The sequence below is a fragment of the Micromonospora sp. C41 genome (assembly GCF_018070485.1).
GTDB classification, from domain to species: Bacteria; Actinomycetota; Actinomycetes; order Mycobacteriales; family Micromonosporaceae; genus Micromonospora; species Micromonospora chalcea.
Genome location: NZ_JAGPXP010000011.1, coordinates 187,445 through 205,431, shown reverse-complemented (window position 1 = coordinate 205,431; position 17,987 = coordinate 187,445). Strand labels below are relative to the sequence as shown.

The 17,987-nt window shown below is 75.7% G+C and carries 15 protein-coding genes and 1 rRNA gene; 14 read left to right on the top strand and 2 right to left on the bottom strand.

Annotation, left to right across the window (positions count from 1 at the left end; all coding sequences use genetic code 11):
• Nucleotides 1-94: 94 nt before the first annotated feature.
• Nucleotides 95-211, top strand: a 5S ribosomal RNA gene (gene rrf, locus KBX43_RS15000).
• A gap of 94 nt (nt 212-305) precedes the next feature.
• Here the strand turns inward: rrf and KBX43_RS14995 are convergent.
• A complete protein-coding gene (locus KBX43_RS14995) occupies nt 306-1,931 on the bottom strand; it encodes a hypothetical protein (protein WP_210884986.1) in 1,626 nt (541 codons plus the stop codon).
• Between KBX43_RS14995 and KBX43_RS31570 the strand changes: the two genes are divergently transcribed.
• Together KBX43_RS31570 and KBX43_RS14985 are read left to right on the top strand one after the other, a co-directional pair.
• On the top strand, nt 1,932-2,957 hold the full coding sequence (locus KBX43_RS31570; protein WP_247677436.1) for a Replicase polyprotein 1ab: 1,026 nt from the start codon (nt 1,932-1,934) through the stop codon (nt 2,955-2,957).
• Nucleotides 2,958-3,028: 71 nt separating this feature from the next.
• Nucleotides 3,029-4,024: an HAD-IIA family hydrolase gene (locus KBX43_RS14985; protein ID WP_210884997.1), complete on the top strand. Its 996-nt coding sequence runs from the start codon at nt 3,029-3,031 to the stop codon at nt 4,022-4,024.
• 42 nt (nt 4,025-4,066) lie between these two features.
• Here the strand turns inward: KBX43_RS14985 and KBX43_RS14980 are convergent, their stop codons facing one another.
• Nucleotides 4,067-4,402, bottom strand: coding sequence for an SCP2 sterol-binding domain-containing protein (locus tag KBX43_RS14980; protein WP_043324901.1), 336 nt, complete (start codon nt 4,400-4,402; stop codon nt 4,067-4,069).
• 112 nt (nt 4,403-4,514) lie between these two features.
• Here KBX43_RS14980 and KBX43_RS14975 point away from each other — a divergent pair, with 112 nt between their 5' ends.
• The 11 genes from KBX43_RS14975 to KBX43_RS14925 all read left to right on the top strand — a co-directional run bounded on the left by KBX43_RS14975 (nt 4,515) and on the right by KBX43_RS14925 (nt 17,862).
• Nucleotides 4,515-5,093, top strand: a complete 579-nt coding sequence (locus tag KBX43_RS14975; protein ID WP_113974879.1) for a phasin family protein — start codon at nt 4,515-4,517, stop codon at nt 5,091-5,093.
• Nucleotides 5,090-5,317, top strand: coding sequence for a hypothetical protein (locus KBX43_RS14970; protein WP_030502668.1), 228 nt, complete (start codon nt 5,090-5,092; stop codon nt 5,315-5,317). The genes KBX43_RS14975 and KBX43_RS14970 overlap by 4 nt, the downstream gene beginning before the upstream one ends.
• Before the next feature lie 21 nt (nt 5,318-5,338).
• The gene (locus tag KBX43_RS14965; RefSeq protein WP_104115246.1) at nt 5,339-6,187 is read left to right on the top strand and encodes a TlyA family RNA methyltransferase; all 849 of its coding nucleotides are present in this window, start codon (nt 5,339-5,341) and stop codon (nt 6,185-6,187) included.
• Nucleotides 6,184-7,068: an NAD kinase gene (locus KBX43_RS14960; protein ID WP_073831635.1), complete on the top strand. Its 885-nt coding sequence runs from the start codon at nt 6,184-6,186 to the stop codon at nt 7,066-7,068. The genes KBX43_RS14965 and KBX43_RS14960 overlap by 4 nt, the downstream gene beginning before the upstream one ends.
• 600 nt (nt 7,069-7,668) lie before the next feature.
• Nucleotides 7,669-9,426, top strand: a complete 1,758-nt coding sequence (gene recN, locus KBX43_RS14955) for a DNA repair protein RecN (protein ID WP_210884984.1) — start codon at nt 7,669-7,671, stop codon at nt 9,424-9,426.
• A gap of 118 nt (nt 9,427-9,544) precedes the next feature.
• Nucleotides 9,545-10,723, top strand: a complete 1,179-nt coding sequence (gene steA, locus KBX43_RS14950) for a putative cytokinetic ring protein SteA (RefSeq protein ID WP_043330324.1) — start codon at nt 9,545-9,547, stop codon at nt 10,721-10,723.
• A 28-nt stretch (nt 10,724-10,751) separates the two neighbouring features.
• On the top strand, nt 10,752-11,690 hold the full coding sequence (locus KBX43_RS14945; RefSeq protein ID WP_069089175.1) for a copper transporter: 939 nt from the start codon (nt 10,752-10,754) through the stop codon (nt 11,688-11,690).
• A 59-nt stretch (nt 11,691-11,749) separates the two neighbouring features.
• Nucleotides 11,750-12,613, top strand: coding sequence for a hypothetical protein (locus KBX43_RS14940; protein ID WP_166457682.1), 864 nt, complete (start codon nt 11,750-11,752; stop codon nt 12,611-12,613).
• Nucleotide 12,614: 1 nt separating this feature from the next.
• Entirely contained in the window at nt 12,615-14,312 is a 1,698-nt protein-coding gene (murJ, locus tag KBX43_RS14935) for a murein biosynthesis integral membrane protein MurJ (RefSeq protein ID WP_043324898.1), read from the top strand.
• The gene (locus KBX43_RS14930) at nt 14,309-15,442 is read left to right on the top strand and encodes a glycosyltransferase family 4 protein (protein WP_210884982.1); all 1,134 of its coding nucleotides are present in this window, start codon (nt 14,309-14,311) and stop codon (nt 15,440-15,442) included. Before murJ ends, KBX43_RS14930 begins: the two co-directional genes overlap by 4 nt.
• Nucleotides 15,442-17,862 carry a hypothetical protein gene (locus KBX43_RS14925; RefSeq protein ID WP_210884980.1) on the top strand — a complete coding sequence of 807 codons (2,421 nt, stop codon included), beginning with the start codon at nt 15,442-15,444 and terminating at the stop codon, nt 17,860-17,862. The genes KBX43_RS14930 and KBX43_RS14925 overlap by 1 nt, the downstream gene beginning before the upstream one ends.
• The last annotated feature ends 125 nt before the right edge of the window (nt 17,863-17,987 follow it).

The following is a 17,987-nucleotide window of genomic DNA, read 5'->3' as shown; positions in this document are numbered from 1 at the left end:
CCGAGGACTTGACTACCAAGCTGCTACGCGTCCACTGTGCAACTCTGAACAAACGATCACCCACAGGTTGGGTTGGTTGACATGTTCATAGAGTTACGGCGGTCATGGCGGAGGGGAAACGCCCGGTCACATTCCGAACCCGGAAGCTAAGCCCTCCAGCGCCGATGGTACTGCACTCGGGAGGGTGTGGGAGAGTAGGACACCGCCGGACAATCTTCCAGTCGAGGGCCGCCCCAGCAGGGGCGGCCCTCGACTGCGTTAGCGTTCTCGGCGGAAACGCCATCAGGAAGGATGTACCTGTGAGCTCAGGACCCCAGGGCGGGGACCGCCCCCGTCGTTACGAGGATCGCGCCGACCGTGGCCAGGGGCGTGGTGACGCCGGCCGCGACGGCCGTCGCGATGACCGTCCCTCGTACCGGGGTGGCCGCGACGACCGCCCGGGCGGCTTCCGCGGTGGTGACCGTGACAGTGGCGCCCGTGGTGGCGACCGTCGCGAGGGTGGCTTCCGTGGTGGTGACCGCCGTGAAGGTGGCTTCCGTGGTGGTGACCGCCGCGAGGGCGGCTTCCGCAGTGGCGATCGCGAGGGCGGCTTCCGCGGTGGCGACCGTCGTGAAGGCGGGTTCGGCGGTGGTGAGCGTCGCGAGGGCGGTTTCCGTGGTGGAGACCGTGAGGGTGGCTTCCGGAGCGGAAGCCGTCCGGGCGGCGACCGTCGCGAAGGCGGGTTCCGGGGCGGCGACCGTGATGGCGGCTTCCGCGGCAGCGACCGTGACAGTGGCGCCCGTGGCGGCGACCGCCGTGAGGGTGGCTTCCGTGGTGGTGACCGCCGTGAGGGTGGCTTCCGCAGTGGCGATCGCGAGGGCGGCTTCCGCGGTGGCGACCGCCGTGAAGGTGGTGCCCGTGACGGCGGCTACCGGGGCGGTGAGCGTCGCGAGGGCGGCACCCGCGACGGCGGCTACCGCGGCGGTGACCGTCGTGAGGGTGGCTTCGCCGGCGGTGGCCGTCGGGAAGGCGGTTTCCGCGGTGGTGACCGTCGTGAAGGCGGCTTCCGGGGCGGCGACCGTGACGGCGGCTTCCGTGGCGGAGAGCGTCGTGAGGGTGGCTTCGCCGGCGGTGACCGTCGGGAAGGCGGTTTCCGCGGTGGTGAGCGTCGTGAGGGTGGCTTCCGCGGTGGCGACCGCGAGGGCGGCTTCCGCGGCGGTGACCGTCGTGAGGGTGGCTTCCGGAGCGGTGACCGTGAGGGTGGTTTCCGCGGCGGTGAGCGCCGTGAGGGTGGCTTCCGGAGCGGTGACCGTGACGGCGGTTTCCGCGGCGGTGAGCGCCGTGAGGGTGGCTTCCGTGGTGGGGACCGTGAGGGTGGTTTCCGGGGCGGCGAGCGTCGTGAAGGCGGCTTCCGCGGTGGTGAGCGTCGTGAGGGCGGTTTCCGTGGTGGAGACCGTGAGGGTGGCTTCCGTGGTGGTGACCGTCGTGAGGGCGGCGACCGCCGTGAGGGCGGCTTCCGTGGCGGGGACCGTCGCGAAGGCGGCGACCGCCGTGAGGGTGGTTTCCGCGGTGGCGACCGTCGCGAAGGCGGCTATCAGGGTGGCGACCGTCGGGAGAGCTACGCCGGCGGCGAGCGCCGCGAGGGCGGCTTCCGCGGCGGCGAGCGCCGTGAGGGTGGCTTCCGCCGCGACGACCGTCGTGACGACCGTCGGCCGGGCGGCTTCCGGGGCGAGCGGGACGGTGAGCGCCGTGGCTACGGTGACCGGCCGGGCGGCGACGACCGCCGTGGCAACTTCGGTCCGCAGCGGGAGCGCCGGGACGAGCGCGGCGAAGGGCGTACCGGTGAGGCGCCGGAGTTGCCGGACGAGGTCGTCGCGAGCGACCTCGACTCGGCTGTCCGGGCGGAACTGCTCTCCCTCGCCAAGCCGGTTGCGGAGACGGTTGCCCGGCACCTGGTCGCGACCGGGCTGCTGATCGACGAGGACCCGACGCTGGCGCTGGCGCACGCCATGGCGGCCCGCCGGCTCGCGTCGCGGATCGCCGCCGTGCGGGAGGCCGTCGGACTGGCCGCGTACCACGCCGGTGAGTGGCAGACGGCCATTGCCGAGCTGCGGACGTACCACCGGATGAGCGGTCTGCAGAGCCACCTGGCCGTGCTGGCCGACTGCGAGCGGGCGCTGGGCCGGCCGGAGCGGGCGATCGACCTGTTCCGCGGCGCCGACCGGGACAAGCTCGACCAGGCCGTCGCGATCGAACTGCTCATCGTGGCCGCCGGCGCGCGCGGCGACCTCGGGCAGAAGGACGCGGCCGTGGCGATGCTTCAGGTCCGCGAACTGACCGGCGACTCGACCGAGCCGTGGGCGGCGCGACTGCGTTACGCGTACGCGGACGCGCTGCTGGCGGTGGACCGGCGCGAGGAGGCGCGGGAGTGGTTCTCCCGGGCCGCCGACGTGGACTCCGAGGGGGAGACCGACGCCGCCGAGCGGCTGCTGGAGCTGGACGGCGTGGTCATCGAGGGCGACGACGAGCCCGAGGACGACGCGGACACGTCCGAGGCGTCGGCCGACGACGACGATGACGACGACGACGATGACGACGACGATGACGACGACGACGACGACGATGACGATGACGATGACGACGATGATGACGATGATGACGATGACGACGACCGTGAGGACGACGCGCGGCTTAGCGACGACGTCGTGTCGGGCACCGGCGGCGACGCGGCACGGGCCGGCTACCGGGACCGTGACGCGGGCGACCTGACCGACGACGAGCTGACCGACGCCGAGGCCGGCTCGCTCGCCACCGGCGCCCCGACCGCCGTCACGACGTCCGCGGACACCGCCACGCCGGGCAGCACCGTCGCGGCTGCGGACGCCACCGACGTCACCCCGGCCGACAAGGCCGACGCCGACCGGCCCGCACCGGGCGACGCCGCGTCCGGCGAGGGCGAGGCGGCGGAGCGCCGGTGACCGGGTACGGCGGGGACACCGCTACCGGCGCGGACCAGGGGCGACCCGTCCGCGCCGGAGCGGCCGGCCGGCTGGTCGACGCGTACTCGCTTGTCGTCTTCGACCTGGACGGCGTCATCTACCTGATCGACCGGCCCATCCCGGGCGCGGTCGAGGCGGTCGGCCGGCTGCACGCCGAGGGGCGCGCCGTCGCGTACGCGACGAACAACGCCTCCCGGCGCTCCAGCGAGGTCGCCGACCTGCTCACCGGCATGGGCGTTCCGGCGCAGCCGGCGGAGGTGCTCACCTCCGCGGCGGCCACCGCCGAGCTGCTCCGGGACCGGCTGCCCGAGGGGGCGCCGGTGCTCGTGGTCGGCGCGGAGGCGCTGCGGGCCGAGCTGCGCGCGGTCGGCCTGCGGCCGGTGTCCACCGTCGACGAGGAGCCCGCCGCCGTGGCCCAGGGCTACGGTCCGCAGGTCGGCTGGTCGGACCTGGCCGAGGCGTCCCTGGCGGTACGCGCGGGCGCGCCCTGGTACGCCACGAACACCGACCGCACCCTGCCCAGCCCGCGCGGCCCGCTGCCGGGCAACGGCTCGCTGGTCGCGGTGCTGCGTACCGCGCTGGGCCGCGACCCCGACGTGGTGGTGGGCAAGCCGGAGCCGGCGCTGTTCACCACCGCCGCGCGCCGGGCCGGGGCCGGGCGCACGCTCGTGGTGGGGGACCGGCTGGACACCGACATCGAGGGCGCCCGCCGGGCCGGGCTGGACAGCCTGCTGGTGCTCACCGGGGTCAGCGACGCCGCCGAGCTGCTGGCGGCGTCCGAGGAGCGCCGCCCCGCGTACGTCTCGTTCGACCTGGCGGGGCTCTTCGACCCGGACGCGGTGGTGGCGGTGCCGGGCCGGGCGACCGCCGGCGGCTGGTCGGTGGCGGAAGCCGGCGCGGACCTCGTGCTCGACGGCGCGGGACCGCCGCTGGAGGCGCTCGCCGCGCTCTGCGCGGTGGCCTGGTCGGCGTCGGCCGGGCCGCGCGTGCGGGCGCAGTCCCCGGCGGCGGCGGAGGCGCTCGCCGCGTTCGGCCTCGACGGCTGAGCGGCGAAGCACCCCGACGGCGGCGCGGTCGCGGTGGACCGGCTAGAGCAGCTTGCGGAGCTTCATCAGGTCGAACGGGTTCGCCTTGATCGAGACCCGCCGGGACGCGACCGCCGACATCACGTCGAGGCGGCCGTTCACCAGCGCGACCAGGTCGTCACTGCCGGTGCTCAGCGCGATCTTCGCCTTCGGGTCGTCGCCGTCGGCTAGGTCGACCAGCCGCCCGCCCTCCAGCCGCCCGTGGAACGCGGTGCCGAGATCGGTGATCCGGCAGGCCAGCGTGCGGTCCAGGTCGATGCGTCCCTGCGCCTCGGCGTTGCGGTCCAGCCGCGCGGCCAGGTCCTGCAACGCCTGCCGGCACTCGTCCACGCTGGCCACATCGTCTCCTCACCACGAACCACGCCGTTTCCCGGCACCGTACCGCAATGGGGCGTCCGGGGTGCCCGGTAGCGTGGCACCTGCACACCTCGCCCCGCGGAAGGACTCAGGCATGCAGGACGCGTGGCGCGCCTACCTCGAGCTGGCCATGGGCCTGACGGAGGCGCCCCGGAAGAAGGCACAGGACGCGGTCATGCGCGTCGTCGGTCAGGGTGGCGCGACCGCCGCCCAGATCCAGACGCTCGCCGAGGAGCTGGTGGCCACCGGCCTGGCGAACCGGGAGTCGCTGACCAAGCTGGTCCGCTTCGAGGTGGACCGGGCGCTGGGCGCGGTCGGGCTGGCCACCGCCGACGAGGTCGCCGAGCTGACCCGCCGGGTGCACGACCTGGAGCGGCAGCTGCGCGAGGCGCGCGGCAACCTCGGGCCCGGCGAGACGCCGCCCGCCGGATCGTCCGAGCCCGCCGCCGCACCGGCCGGGACCGCCACCGCGCCGTCCGGCGCGACCGTGCCGCCGACCGCCGAGTCCGCGGCGACGGCGCCGACGAAGGCGGTGGCGAAGAAGACGGTGGCCAAGAAGGCGATCGCGAAGAAGCCGCCCGCCACCATGGCCCGTACCCCCGCCGACGGCTCGCCCGCCGCGCCCGCCCGGCCGGCGAGGAAGGCCACCGGCCGCCGGGCGGCCGGCTCGTGACCGCGCCGCGGCCCGGTCCGCCGCCGGGCCCGCGGCCCGGACCACCCCCGGGGGTACGCCCCGCGCCGGCCGAGGAGGTCGGCGAGGCGCGGCATCCGGCGGTGGACGCCGCGGTGCTCGGCATGGCCAACGCCGAGGCGCTCGCCCCGGCCGACCAGATCGCCCAGTACGAGGCGGCGTACGAGACGCTGCGCGAGACCCTCGCCACCATCGACCAGGCCTGAGCAGAGGCGGAGACACACCTGATGGCTCGTCGTACCAGGCTGGACGCCGAACTGGTCCGGCGCGGGCTGGCCCGCTCCCGGGAACAGGCCGCCGCGCTAGTGGAGGCCGGTCGCGTCCAGCTGCGCGGAGTGCGGGCACGCAAGCCCGCGGCGATGGTCGACCCGGCCGATCCGCTGCTGGTGACCGGAGAGGACCCGGCCGACGAGTACGTCTCCCGGGGCGGCCACAAGCTGGCCGGCGCGCTCGCCGCGTTCGCCCCCGGCGGGCTGACCGTCACCGGCCGGCGCTGCCTGGACGCGGGCGCGTCGACTGGCGGGTTCACCGACGTGCTGCTGCGCGGCGGCGCGGCCGAGGTGGTCGCCGTGGACGTCGGCTACGGGCAGCTCGCCTGGTCGCTGCGCACCGACGAGCGGGTGCGGGTGTTCGAGCGTACGAACGTGCGTACGCTCACGCCGGAGGCGATCGGCGGCCCGGTCGACCTGACGGTGGCCGACCTGTCGTTCATCTCGCTGCGTCTGGTGCTTCCCGCGCTGGCCGCGTGCACCGGCCCCGGCGGCGACCTGGCGCTGATGGTCAAGCCGCAGTTCGAGGTCGGCAAGGAGCGCGTCGGCGCCGGCGGCGTGGTCCGCGATCCGGCGCTGCGCGCCGAGGCGGTGCTCGACGTGGCCGCGGCGGCCGCCGGGCTCGGCCTGGGCCTGGCCGGAGTGGCGGCCAGCCCGCTGCCCGGGCCGAGCGGCAACGTCGAGTTCTTCGTATGGTTGCGCGGGGACGCGCCCGCCGCGGACCCGGAGCGGGTCCGCGCGGTAGTGGCCGCCGGCCCGCAGGGCGCCGCCACCACGGCGGCCACGACCGAGGAGGTGTCCGGGTGAGCCGCACCGCGCTGCTGGTGACGCACACCGGCCGTCGACGCAGCACCGAGCACGCCCGGGCGGTGGCCGCCGACCTGATCGCCGCCGGTTTCGAGGTGCGGGTGGTGGCCGAGGAGGCCGACGACCTGGACCTGCCCGGTGTGGTGCCGGTGACCGGCCCGGAGGCGGCCGAGGGCGCCGAGATCGTCTTCGCGCTGGGCGGGGACGGCACGTTCCTGCGCGCGGCCGAGCTGGCCCGTCCGACGAAGGTCCCGTTGCTGGGCATCAACCTGGGCAAGGTCGGCTTCCTCGCCGAGGCGGAGATCGACGACCTGGACACCGCGGTACGTGACGTGGTCGAGCGTAACTACAGCGTGGACGAACGGCTCACGCTGGACGTCACCGCCGAGTTCGAGGGCGGGCCGACCATCGAGTCGTGGGCGCTGAACGAGATCAGCGTGGAGAAGGGCGAGCGCGCCCAGATGCTGGAGCTGCTCGTCGACGTGGACGGCCGGCCGCTGTCCCGGTACGGCTGCGACGGCGTGATCTGCGCGACCCCGACCGGCTCCACCGCGTACGCGTTCTCCGGCGGCGGGCCGGTGGTCTGGCCCGAGGTGGAGGCGCTGCTGCTGGTGCCGATCAGCGCGCACGCGCTGTTCAGCCGCCCGCTGGTGACCGCGCCGACGTCGACGTTCGTCATCACCGTCGACCCGTTCACCACCCTCGCGGTGCTCTGCTGCGACGGCCGGCGTGTCTACGACCTGCCGCCGGGCGCCCGGGTCACGGTGCGCCGGGGCACGTTGCCGGTGCGCATCGTGCGGTTGCGGGCGCGTCCGTTCACCGACCGGCTGGTGGCCAAGTTCGACCTGCCCGTCCAGGGCTGGCGGGGCAACCGTCGCTGACCGACGGATCAGCGGAAACCTCCGTTCGGACCACCGGTCCGGGCCGCCGCGCACGTTACGGTGGGCGTACGGGCCGCGATGAGGTGAGTCCGGGTGCGGCGGTGAGGCCCGCCGCTTCCGGATGCGTGGCCCGGATGTCGCGGGCTCGGCCAGGGGGTGGTCGGGGCCGCGACGGTCGGGACGCCGGAGTGTCGTAGCCGGCCGCGGCGGGCGGACCGGCGCGCCGCGCCCGATCGGGTGTCGACCCCGGTCGGGCGGACAGGTCGTGCAGCCGCCGCCGGAGGAAGCGGCGGTGCGCGAGCTGGGCGACGCGATCTCCGGCGTCCCGGCCCTCTACCGCGCTGCGCTCGTGTCCACCTGGCGACATGTCGCCGGTGCGGCGGCATCAGGTCGGCCGGCCGCCGTGCACCAGTGGGCAGGTCGCGGTGCGACCGTCCACCACGGCCGGTCGGCGGCCCAGCCGCTGCGCGAACTCACCGGCCCGGGCCGTGTCCGCCCGTACCGGGCTGCGGTGGAGCTCCTCCTCGTCCGGGGTCGGGTGCCCGCGGCTTGACCTGCCGGCTGGTCAACTGTCACACGGCGGGGCTACTGTCGGGTGCTGTGCTGGAAGAGCTGCGCATCACCGGACTGGGCGTCATCGAGGACACCACGCTGCCGCTGGCCGCGGGGATGAACGTCATCACCGGCGAGACCGGCGCCGGCAAGACCATGGTGGTGACCGGCCTCGGCCTGCTCTTCGGCGGCCGCGCCGACGCCGGCCGGGTGCGCGCCCAGCCGGGCCGCGCCGTGGTGGAGGGCCGGCTGCGCCTCGGTGGGCGGGTGGCCGAGTCGGTGCACGCCCGCATCGTCGACGCCGGTGGCGAGCCCGACGAGGACGGCTCGCTGCTGCTCAGCCGCACCGTGACCATCGAGGGGCGTTCCCGCGCGCACCTGGGCGGGCGGGCCATGCCGGTGTCCACGCTCGGTGAGGTCGGCGAGCAGGTGCTGGCCGTGCACGGCCAGTCCGACCAGCTGCGGCTGCTGCGCCCGGCCGAGCAGCGCGCCTCGCTCGACCGGTTCGCCGGGCCGGAGCACGAGAAGCTGCTCGACGCGCTGCGCGAGACGTACGCCCGGTGGCGCACGGTCGTCGACGACCTGGCCGACCGGCGGCGCAACGCGCGCGAACGCAACCAGGAGGCCGACCTGCTGCGGCTGGGCCTGGACGAGATCACCCGGGTCGATCCGCAGCCGGGGGAGGACGACGAGCTGAAGGCGGAGGCGCAGCGGCTGGAGCACGCCGAGGGGCTGCGTACCGCCGCGCAGGTGGCGCAGCAGTGCGTGGCCGGCGGCGTCGAGGCGGCCGACGACACGCCGGACGCGGCGGCGCTGCTGGGCACCGCGCGGCGCACGCTGGAGGCGCAGGCCGGCACCGACCCGGCGCTGGGCGAGCTGGCGGCCCGGCTGGAGGAGGCCGCCACGCTGGTCACCGACGTGGCCGCGGAGCTGTCCACCTACCTGGCCGCGCTGGACGCCGACCCGGCCCGCCTGCAGACCGTCTACGAGCGGCGGGCCGCGTTGCGCGGGCTCACCCGCAAGTACGCCGACGACGTCGACGGCGTGGTGGCGTGGGCCGAGCGGGCCCGCACGCGGCTGTCCGATCTGGACACCTCCGACGAGCTGCTGGACGAGCTGGACCGCGAGGCCACCCGGCTCGCCGGTGAGGTGGCCGACCTCGCCGGCCGGGTGTCGGCGTCCCGGCGGGAGGCCGCGGTCCGCTTCGCCGAGGAGGTCACCGTCGAGCTGGCCGGGCTGGCCATGCCGCACGCCCGGATCGAGGTGGCGGTGCTGCCGCGTCCGGCGGGCCGGTCCGAGCCGAGCCTGCCGGTCAACGGCGTCGAGACCGGCGTCGGCGCGGACGGCGCCGACGAGGTGGAGCTGCGGCTGCTGGCCCACCCGGGCGCGCCGGCGCTGCCGTTGCAGAAGGGCGCCTCCGGCGGCGAGCTGTCCCGGGTGATGCTCGCCATCGAGGTGGTCTTCGCCGGTTCCGGCGGCCCGCCCACGCTGGTGTTCGACGAGGTCGACGCGGGTGTCGGCGGTCAGGCCGCGGTGGAGATCGGCCGCCGGCTGGCCCGGCTGGCCCGCAGTCATCAGGTGCTCGTGGTCACCCACCTGCCGCAGGTCGCCGCGTTCGCCGACCGGCACCTGGTGGTGGCCAAGGACACCGGGGGAGCGGTCACCACGAGCGGGGTGCGCGTGGTGGAGGACACCGAGCGCGCCCGGGAACTGGCCCGGATGCTCGCCGGTTTGCCGGACTCGGATCTGGGTATCGCCCATGCCGAGGAGCTCCTGGCCGTGGCGGCCAAGGAAAGGCGTCCGTGATACCCCGATTGTGAGCGCAAGCACACCGGCGCGGGTTCCGGTGTGCTTCCCTGGGTAGGCGGCCCTGCTCAGGCATGTCGCGACAGCAAAACCTGCCTCACATGCCAGGATGGTCACGATGCGTCTACCCATACTGCGCCGGAGCCGGAACCCGGAGCCGGGCTCCATCGTCGGCACCGCGCGCCTCGACCGCCGGACGAAACGGCTGGTCGGGCGGCTGCGCCCCGGCGACATCGCGGTCATCGACCACGTCGACCTGGACCGGGTGGCGGCCGACTCGCTCGTCGCGGTGGGTGTGGCGGCGGTGCTCAACGCCAAGCCGTCGGTCTCCGGCCGCTATCCCAACCTCGGCCCGGAGGTGCTGATCTCGGCCGGCATCCCGCTGCTGGACGATCTCGGCGAGAGCGTCTTCGAGCAGGTCCGCGAGGGTGACCGGGTCCGCATCGAGGGCAACACCGTGTTCGTCGGCGAGGAGCCGGTCGCGCACGGCACGTTGCAGGACGCCGAGACCGTGGCCAAGTCGATGGCCGACGCCCGGGAGGGCCTGTCGGTGCAGTTGGAGGCGTTCGCCGCCAACACGATGGACTACCTGCGGCAGGAACGTGACCTGCTGCTCGACGGCGTCGGCGTGCCGGAGATCCAGACCCAGGTCCAGGGCCGGCACTGCCTGATCGTGGTGCGCGGCTACGACTACAAGGCCGACCTGGACGTGCTGCGCCCGTACATCCGGGAGTTCAAGCCGGTGCTGATCGGCGTCGACGGCGGGGCCGACGCGCTGGTCGAGGCGGGCTACACCCCGGACATGATCATCGGGGACATGGACTCGGTCACCGACGACGTGCTGCGCTGCGGCGCCGAGGTGATCGTGCACGCCTACCCGGACGGGCGGGCGCCCGGCCTGGCCCGGGTCAACGGGCTCGGCGTACCGGCGATCACGTTCCCGGCGGCGGCCACCAGCGAGGATCTCGCCATGCTGCTGGCCGACGAGAAGGGCGCGTCGCTGCTGGTGGCCGTCGGCACCCACGCCACCCTGGTGGAGTTCCTGGACAAGGGGCGCGGCGGCATGGCGTCGACGTTCCTGACCCGGCTGAAGGTGGGCGGCAAGCTGGTCGACGCCAAGGGCGTCAGCCGGCTCTACCGGCAGAGCATCTCCGGTTCGTCGCTGCTGCTGCTGGTCCTGTCGGCGGTGGCCGCGATGGCCTCCGCGGTGGCGGTCTCCACCGTCGGGAAGGCGTATTTGGGCGTGGTCTCCGAATGGTGGGACAATTTCGTGTTCCAGCTCGGCCAGCTCTTCTAGCTCCCCCGACGATCAAGAGGCTGCAAGCGTGATCAACTTTCGCTACCACGTGGTGTCCCTGACCGCGGTGTTCCTGGCGCTGGCGATCGGCCTGGTGGTCGGCACGGCCGCCCTCAACGGGCCGGTCGCCGACTCGCTCCGGGAGAACGTCAACGGCCTGCGCAAGGACAACTCGCTGATGCGCCAGTCGGTCAACAGCATGCAGAAGCAGCTGGAGACCGAGGAGGACTTCGCCGCCGAGGTGGCCCAGCTCGTCCTGCCCGGCAAGCTGACCGGCCGTCGGGTGCTGGTGCTCACCCTGCCCAGCGGCCGCGACCAGGCCGAGGGCGTGGTGAAGATGCTGCAGACCGCCGGCGCGGACGTCACCGGCCGCATCGACGTGCAGGACAAGTTCGTCAACCCGGACAGCAACAACAACCTGCTGGAACTGGCGGTCACCGCCCGGCCGAACACGTCCCCCGCCATCAACCTGCCCGGCAACGGGCACGGCGTGGAGACCTCGAGCGCGCTGCTGGCGAACGTCCTGGTCGACCGTCCCGCGGGCACCCCGGCGGCCAGCGAGACCGACCGGCGCACGGTGCTGGAGCAGTACGCCACCGCCGGCTACCTCACCCCGGCGGACAAGATCTCCACCGCCGCCGAGGCGGTCGTGATGGTCACCGGCCAGCCGTACGTGGACAAGGACTCGGCCAAGAAGGACGAGTCGGTGGTGAAGATCGCCGTGGAGTTCGACCGGGCCGGCGCGCTGGTGGTCGCCGGCATGGGCTCGACCGGCGGGAACCTGGTCTCCGTGGTCCGCGGCGACCCGGTGCTGTCGCAGACCATCTCCACCGTCGACAACGCCAACACCGTGCAGGGCCAGCTGGCCACCAGCCTCGCCCTGGCGCAGCAGCTCACCGAGAAGAAGACCGGCCAGTACGGCGTGGGCGACAACGCCGCCTCCCGGGTGCCTACACTGCCCCGGTGACCGCTCGGGCCGCCCGGTCCGTGCCGCGTCGCGTTCGAAGTCCGGATCGAGGAGGTCCCGTGAGACTGGGTCGGCTGCTCGCCGTGGGCGCGGGGGTGCTGGCCGCCCGCTACACGCTGCGCCAGACGCGCACGTCGCCGGGCGGGCCGGCGCTGGAGCGCACCAACTACCGGGGCCGCACGGTGACCCTGGCCGCCGGTCCGGCCCTCGCCGTGGGCGCGGCGACCGGCGGCGCGCTGGGCGCCGGCAGCGCACCGGCCGGCGCCGCCGCGCTCGTCGCCGGACTCGGTGCGGGCGCGGTCGGCCTCTACGACGACGTGGTCGGCGCACGCCCCGAGCAGAAGGCCGCCAAGGGCTTCGCCGGGCACCTCGCCGCGCTGCGCGAGGGCCAGGTCACCGCCGGGCTGGTGAAGGTCGCCGGGGTCGGCGTGGCCGGGCTCGCCGCCGCGGCGCTGCTCGCCGCCGACCGGCGGGTCGCCGCGCACCCGCGCCGCCGGCGCGCCGGGGCGGTCGGCCGCGGGCTCGACGTGCTGCTCGGCGCCGGCGTGGTGGCCGGCACCGCCAACCTGGTAAACCTGCTCGACCTGCGGCCCGGCCGGGCGCTGAAGTCCGGCATGCTGCTCGGCGCGCCGCTGACCACCGGCCCGCACGGCGGCATCGCGGCGGGCGCGGTGGGCGCGTCGGCCGCGCTGGTCGGGGACGACCTGGGCGAACGGGTGATGGTCGGGGACAGCGGCGCGAACGCGCTCGGTGCGCTGCTGGGCGTGAGCCTGGCCGCGCGTACCGGGCCGCTGGGCCGCGCCGGCGTGCTGGCCGTGCTCGCCGCGCTCACCGCCGCCAGCGAGAAGGTCAGCTTCACCCAGGTCATCGCGTCCACGCCGGGGCTGCGGCACCTCGACGAACTGGGCCGGCTGCCCGACTGACGTGACGAAACCGGCACCTCTCGCCGCCGCCGGCCGCGTCGCCGGGGCGGCCGCCCTCATCGCCGTGCTCACCGTGGTCAGCCGGCTCGCCGGCTTCGGCCGCACCGCCGTGTTCACCTGGACGCTGTCCACCAGCGACCTCGGTGGCGCCTACCTGGTGGCCAACTACGTCCCGAACTTCATCTTCGAGATCGTCGCGGGCGGGGCGCTGGCCAGTCTCGTCGTACCGTTGCTGGCCGGCGCGGTCGAGGCCGGTGACCGGCGTGCGGTGGCCGCCACCACCGGCGCGCTGCTGACCTGGACGCTGACGCTGCTGGTGCCGCTGGCGGTGCTGGTGGCGATCTTCGCCGACCCGCTGCCGGGCCTGATCGGAGACGGTCTCAGCGAGGCGCAGCAGGCGTCCGGGGCCCGGATGCTGCGCGTCTTCGCGCCGCAGCTGCCGCTCTACGGCGTGGGCATCGTGCTCACCGGGGTGCTCCAGGCGCACCGCCGGTTCGCCTGGCCGGTGATCGCGCCGCTGCTGTCGAGCATCAGCGTGATCGGCGTCTACCTCGCCTTCACCGCGACCGAGGGGCGGCTGGCCACGATCGGCGAGGCCGGGCGCGGCGGCGAGCTGCTGCTGTCCGCCGGCACCACACTCGGCGTGGTGGTGCTCTCGCTGTCGCTGCTGATCCCGCTGCGCCGGCTGAAGCTCCGGATCCGGCCGGGCTACCGGTTCCCGGCCGACGCCCGGGCCCGGGTCGGCGGCCTGGCCGTCGCCGGGGTGGTCACCGTCGCCGCCCAGCAGATCGCCCTGGTGGTAGCGCTCAACCAGGTCACCTACGGCCGGACCGCCGACGTCGGCGTCTACAACCTCGCCCAGACCGTCTACTTCCTGCCCTGGGCGGTGCTGGCGGTGCCGCTGGCGGTGGCCGCGTATCCGACGCTCGTCGCGGCCCGGGCCACCGGCGACGAGCGCGCCTACCGGGACACGCTCGCCCCGGCGGTACGCGGCGTGGTGCTGTTCAGCCTGCTCGGCGCCGCCGCGCTCGTCGGCACCGCGATCCCGGTCGGGCACTTCTTCTTCGCCGACCCGCTGGACGCGCGTACCGCCGCGGCCGGGATCGCCGGGTTCGCGCCCGGCCTGCTCGGCTACGGCCTGTTCGCGGTCCTCACCCGCGCCCTGTACGCCCGCGGCGAGACCCGCGCGGCCACCGTCGCGACCGCGCTCGGATGGCTCAGCGTGCCCGCGTTCGCCCTCCTGTTCGCCCAGGCGCTGCCGCTGGCCGACCGGGTCCTCGCGGTGACGCTGGCGACGTCGGCCGGCATGGTGCTGCTCGGCGCGCTGCTGATCGTCGCGGTCCGGCGTGCCGCCGGCGGCGAGGCGCTCGCCGGGATCGGCCGGGCCGGCGCCGCCGGACTGCTCGCCGCAGTGGTCGCCGGAGCGGGCGGGGCGGCCGTCGCGGCGGGACTCGCCGGGCTCGGTGACGGCACCCCGACGACACCGCAGGCCCTCGCGCAGGGCATGCTGTCCGGGGTCGTGGTCGGTGTCCTGTTCCTCGCCGTCGCCTGGCTGACCGACGCCCGCGACCTGCGGCCGCTGCTCGCGACCGTGACCCGCCGGCTGCGCCGGCGACGCCCGGCCGGCGGGGACGACGGCCCGCCGGCGCAGCAGCACCCCGGCGAGCGGGGCGACGGAAAGGAGACCGTTTCCTCATGACGGACGCCTCGCCCGCACCGCGCTGGCCCGGGTCGGTGGCCCTCGTGCTCGCCTCCAGCACCGGCGGGGTCGGGCAGCACGTGCGCTCGATCGCCGGGGGACTCACCGAGGCCGGAGCGTCGGTGCTGGTGTGCGGACCGGCCGCCACCGAGGAGCAGTTCGGCTTCACCGGCGTCGGCGCCCGGTTCACCCCGGTGGAGATCCCGGCCAGCCCCACGCCGGGCGACGCGCGCGCGGTCACCGCGCTGCGCCGGGCGCTCGCGGACACACCCGTCGACGTGGTGCACGCGCACGGGCTGCGCGCCGGCCTGGTCGCGGCGCTCGCCCGCCCCACCGCGCCGCTCGTCGTCACCTGGCACAACGCGGTCCTCGCGAAAGGGCTGCGCGGCGCGGCGTCCCGGCTGGTCGAGCGGATCGTCGCCCGGTCCGTGCGGGTCGCGCTGGGCGCCTCCGCCGACCTGGTCGACCGCGCCGCCGCGCTGGGCGCCGCCGACGCGCGCCTGGCCCCGGTCGCCGCGCCCACGCTGCCGCCGCCGGGCCGCCGCCGCGCCGCCGTCCGCGCCGAGTTCGGCGTCACCGCCGACCGCCCGCTGATCCTCTCGGTGGGCCGGCTGCACCCGCAGAAACGGTACGACGTGCTCATCGACGCCGCCGCCCGCTGGCGCACCCGTATCCCCGCCCCGGTCGTGGTGATCGCCGGCAGCGGACCCGCGTATCTGCCGCTGGCCGCCCGGATCTCGGCCGCCCGCGCGCCGGTGACGCTGCTCGGGCACCGCACCGACGTGGCGGACCTGCTGGCCGGCGCCGACCTCGCCGTGGTGACCAGCGACTGGGAGGCCCGGCAGCTGTTCGCCCAGGAGGCGCTGCGGGCCGGCGTACCGCTCGTCGCGACCGCCGTCGGCGGGCTGCCGGAGCTCGTCGGCGACGGGGCCGTGCTGGTGCCGCCCGGGGACGTGGACGCCGTCGACGCGGCGGTGCGCGACCTGCTCGACGACCCCGTACGCCGGGCCGAGGTGGGCCGGCGCGGCCTGGCCCGGGCCGCGACCTGGCCCACCGAGGCGGACACCGTGGCCGCGCTCGCCGACCTCTACGCCGAGCTGACACCGCAGCACTCCGCCGGGAACCGCTGATGCTGCGCCGACTGACCCCGGTCCTGCTCACCCTGGTCGTGGTGGCGCTGGGCATCACCGCGCTGGCCGCCCGGCCGGACCGCGGCGCGGACCGGCCCGGCGCCGACTTCGTGGTCCTCGTCGGCGCGGCCGGCCTGCGCTGGGACGACGTCGACCCGGAGAACACGCCGACGCTGTGGCGGATGGCCGAGCAGGGCGCGATCGGCTCCCTGTCGGTGCGGTCCGCGCACCGGCCCACCTGCCCCGTCGACGGCTGGCTCACCCTCGGCGCCGGGAACTTCGCCGCCTGGCCGGGCGCCCGTCCGGGCGGTGGCTGCCCGGCGGCCGGCGTGACTGTGGAACGGCCCGACGGCATCGGCGCGAACCTGCCCGACCCGCCCCGCGTCGGGGCGCAGCACCCGGTCCAGCTCGCCTGGGGCGCCAAGCCCGGCGCGCTGGCCGAGTCGGTGCGCTGCTCGGTGGCGGTGGGGCCGGGCGCCGCCGGGGCCGCCGCCCGTCCGTACGGCCGGGTCGACAGGTACGCGCCCACGCTGCCCGAGAACCCGGCGGAACTGCTCGGCTCCTGCGTGCTGAGCATCGTCGACGCCGGCACCGTCGACGACGACGACCCGGCCGTACGGGCCGCCCAGGCGCGGCAGGCCGACGCCCGGCTGGCCCGGGTCCTCGCCGCCCGGCCGCCGCGCTCACTGGTGCTGGTCGCGGGCGTCTCCGACACCGACAACCCGGCGCGGCTGCACGTCGCGATCGCCGACGGCCCCGGCTGGACGGGCGGCTGGCTGACCTCGCCGAGCACCGCCCGATCCGGCTACCTGCAACTGGTCGACCTGGCCCCGACCGTGCTCGCCGTACTCGACCGGCCGGCCCCGGAACGGGCCTTCGTCGGCCGTCCCGCGGTCACCGCCGACGACCGGCCCGACGACCTGCGGGCCGCGATCGAGGCGTCGGCCGACGCGGACCGGGAGGCCGCCGCCCAGCGGCGCGTCGCCGGCTGGTTCTTCACCCTGCTAGCCGCCGCCCAGCTGGCCCTCGCGGTGGCGGTGCTGCCGCTGCTACGCCGGGCCCGCCGCCTCGCCGGCCCGCACGGACCGGAACCGGTGTCCCGGCGCGTCGTCGCCGTGGTGGAGCTGCTGCTCATCGCCGCCGCGCTGGCCGTGCCCGCGGCGCTGCTGGCCGACGCCGTGCCCTGGTGGCGCGGCAGCCACGCCGGCGTCTGGTACGCCTCGGTGACCGCGCTGCTCGTCGTCGGCGGCACCGCCCTGGTCCGGTTCAGCCCCGGGCACGAGCGCACGCTCGGCCCGCTCGGCGCGGTCGCCGGGCTGGCCACGCTCGTGGTCGGCGTGGACGTGCTCACCGGCTCCCGGCTGCAGCTCAACGGCGTGGTCGGGTACTCCGCGCTGGAGGGTGGCCGGTACGCCGGGCTCGGCACCGTCGGGCTGGGCGTGTTCGTCGCCGGATCACTGCTGTGCGGCGGCTGGCTCGCCCAGCGGTTCCGCAAGGGCTGGCGGCCGATGGTGATGGTGGCCGTCGGCGGACTGGCAGTGGTGATCGTGGGCAGCCCGTACCTGGGCGCCGACTCGATCGGCGCGATCGCGCTCACCGCCGGCGTCAGCGTCGCCGCCGCCATCTGCACCGGCGGCTGGCTCACCGTGAGCCGACTGGCCTGGGCCACCATGGCCGCGCTCGCGGTCACCATCGGCTTCGCCCTGGTCGACCTGGGCCGTCCCGCCGACGAGCGGGGAAGCCTGGGCCGGTTCCTGGCCGCGCTCGGCGACGGCACCGGGGGGCTCACCGTGCACCGCTCCGGCGACTCCAACATCCAGACGCTGGTGAACAGCCCGCTCACCGTGCTGGCCCTGGCCGGGGCGGCGCTGGTCTGGCTGGCGCTGCTGCAGCCGTGGGGCGGCCTGATGCGGCTGTTCGGCATCTACCCGGCGATCCGGGCCGCGATGGCCGGCACCGGCGTGGCCGTCGGGCTGGGCGGCGTGCTGGGCGGCTCGGCGCTGGACGTGGCCGGCGCGGCGGCGGCGCTCGTGGTGCCCATGGCGGCGCTGTCGGCGCTGCGGGTGCTCGACCACTCCACCGACCGTACGCTGCCCGACAGCGGCCGCCCTGGCGGCGAGACGGACGCGGTACCACCGGGCGGCCCGGACAGCCCTTCCCGAGGCGGCCCCGCTGCCGGCGGCCCGCCTGACGGTGCTCCGTCGGCCGGTGACGGTGCTGGCGACGGTGCTGGTGATGGTGGGTCGGCGGGCGACGGTCCGGCCGGTGACGGTGTGGGCGATCCGGGGGAGGCCGGGGAGCCGGCCGGACCGGGTCGGCAGGGCCCGGCCGGCACGGAAACGCCGAACGCATCGCCCGGCGCCGGGGCGCGGGTCCCCGCACAGCCGACCCCGGCCTCCTCGGAGGTCCCCGCCGGCTGATCCGGCCCGCGCTGCCCCGCGGGCGTGCCGCCCCCCGCGCGCGCCCTCGCCAGATCGGGGAGGTGGCGGGGTCAAGGCCCTGTGGAAGGCACCACATCGGCGGGGTGGTGTCGATCAAGGGCCCG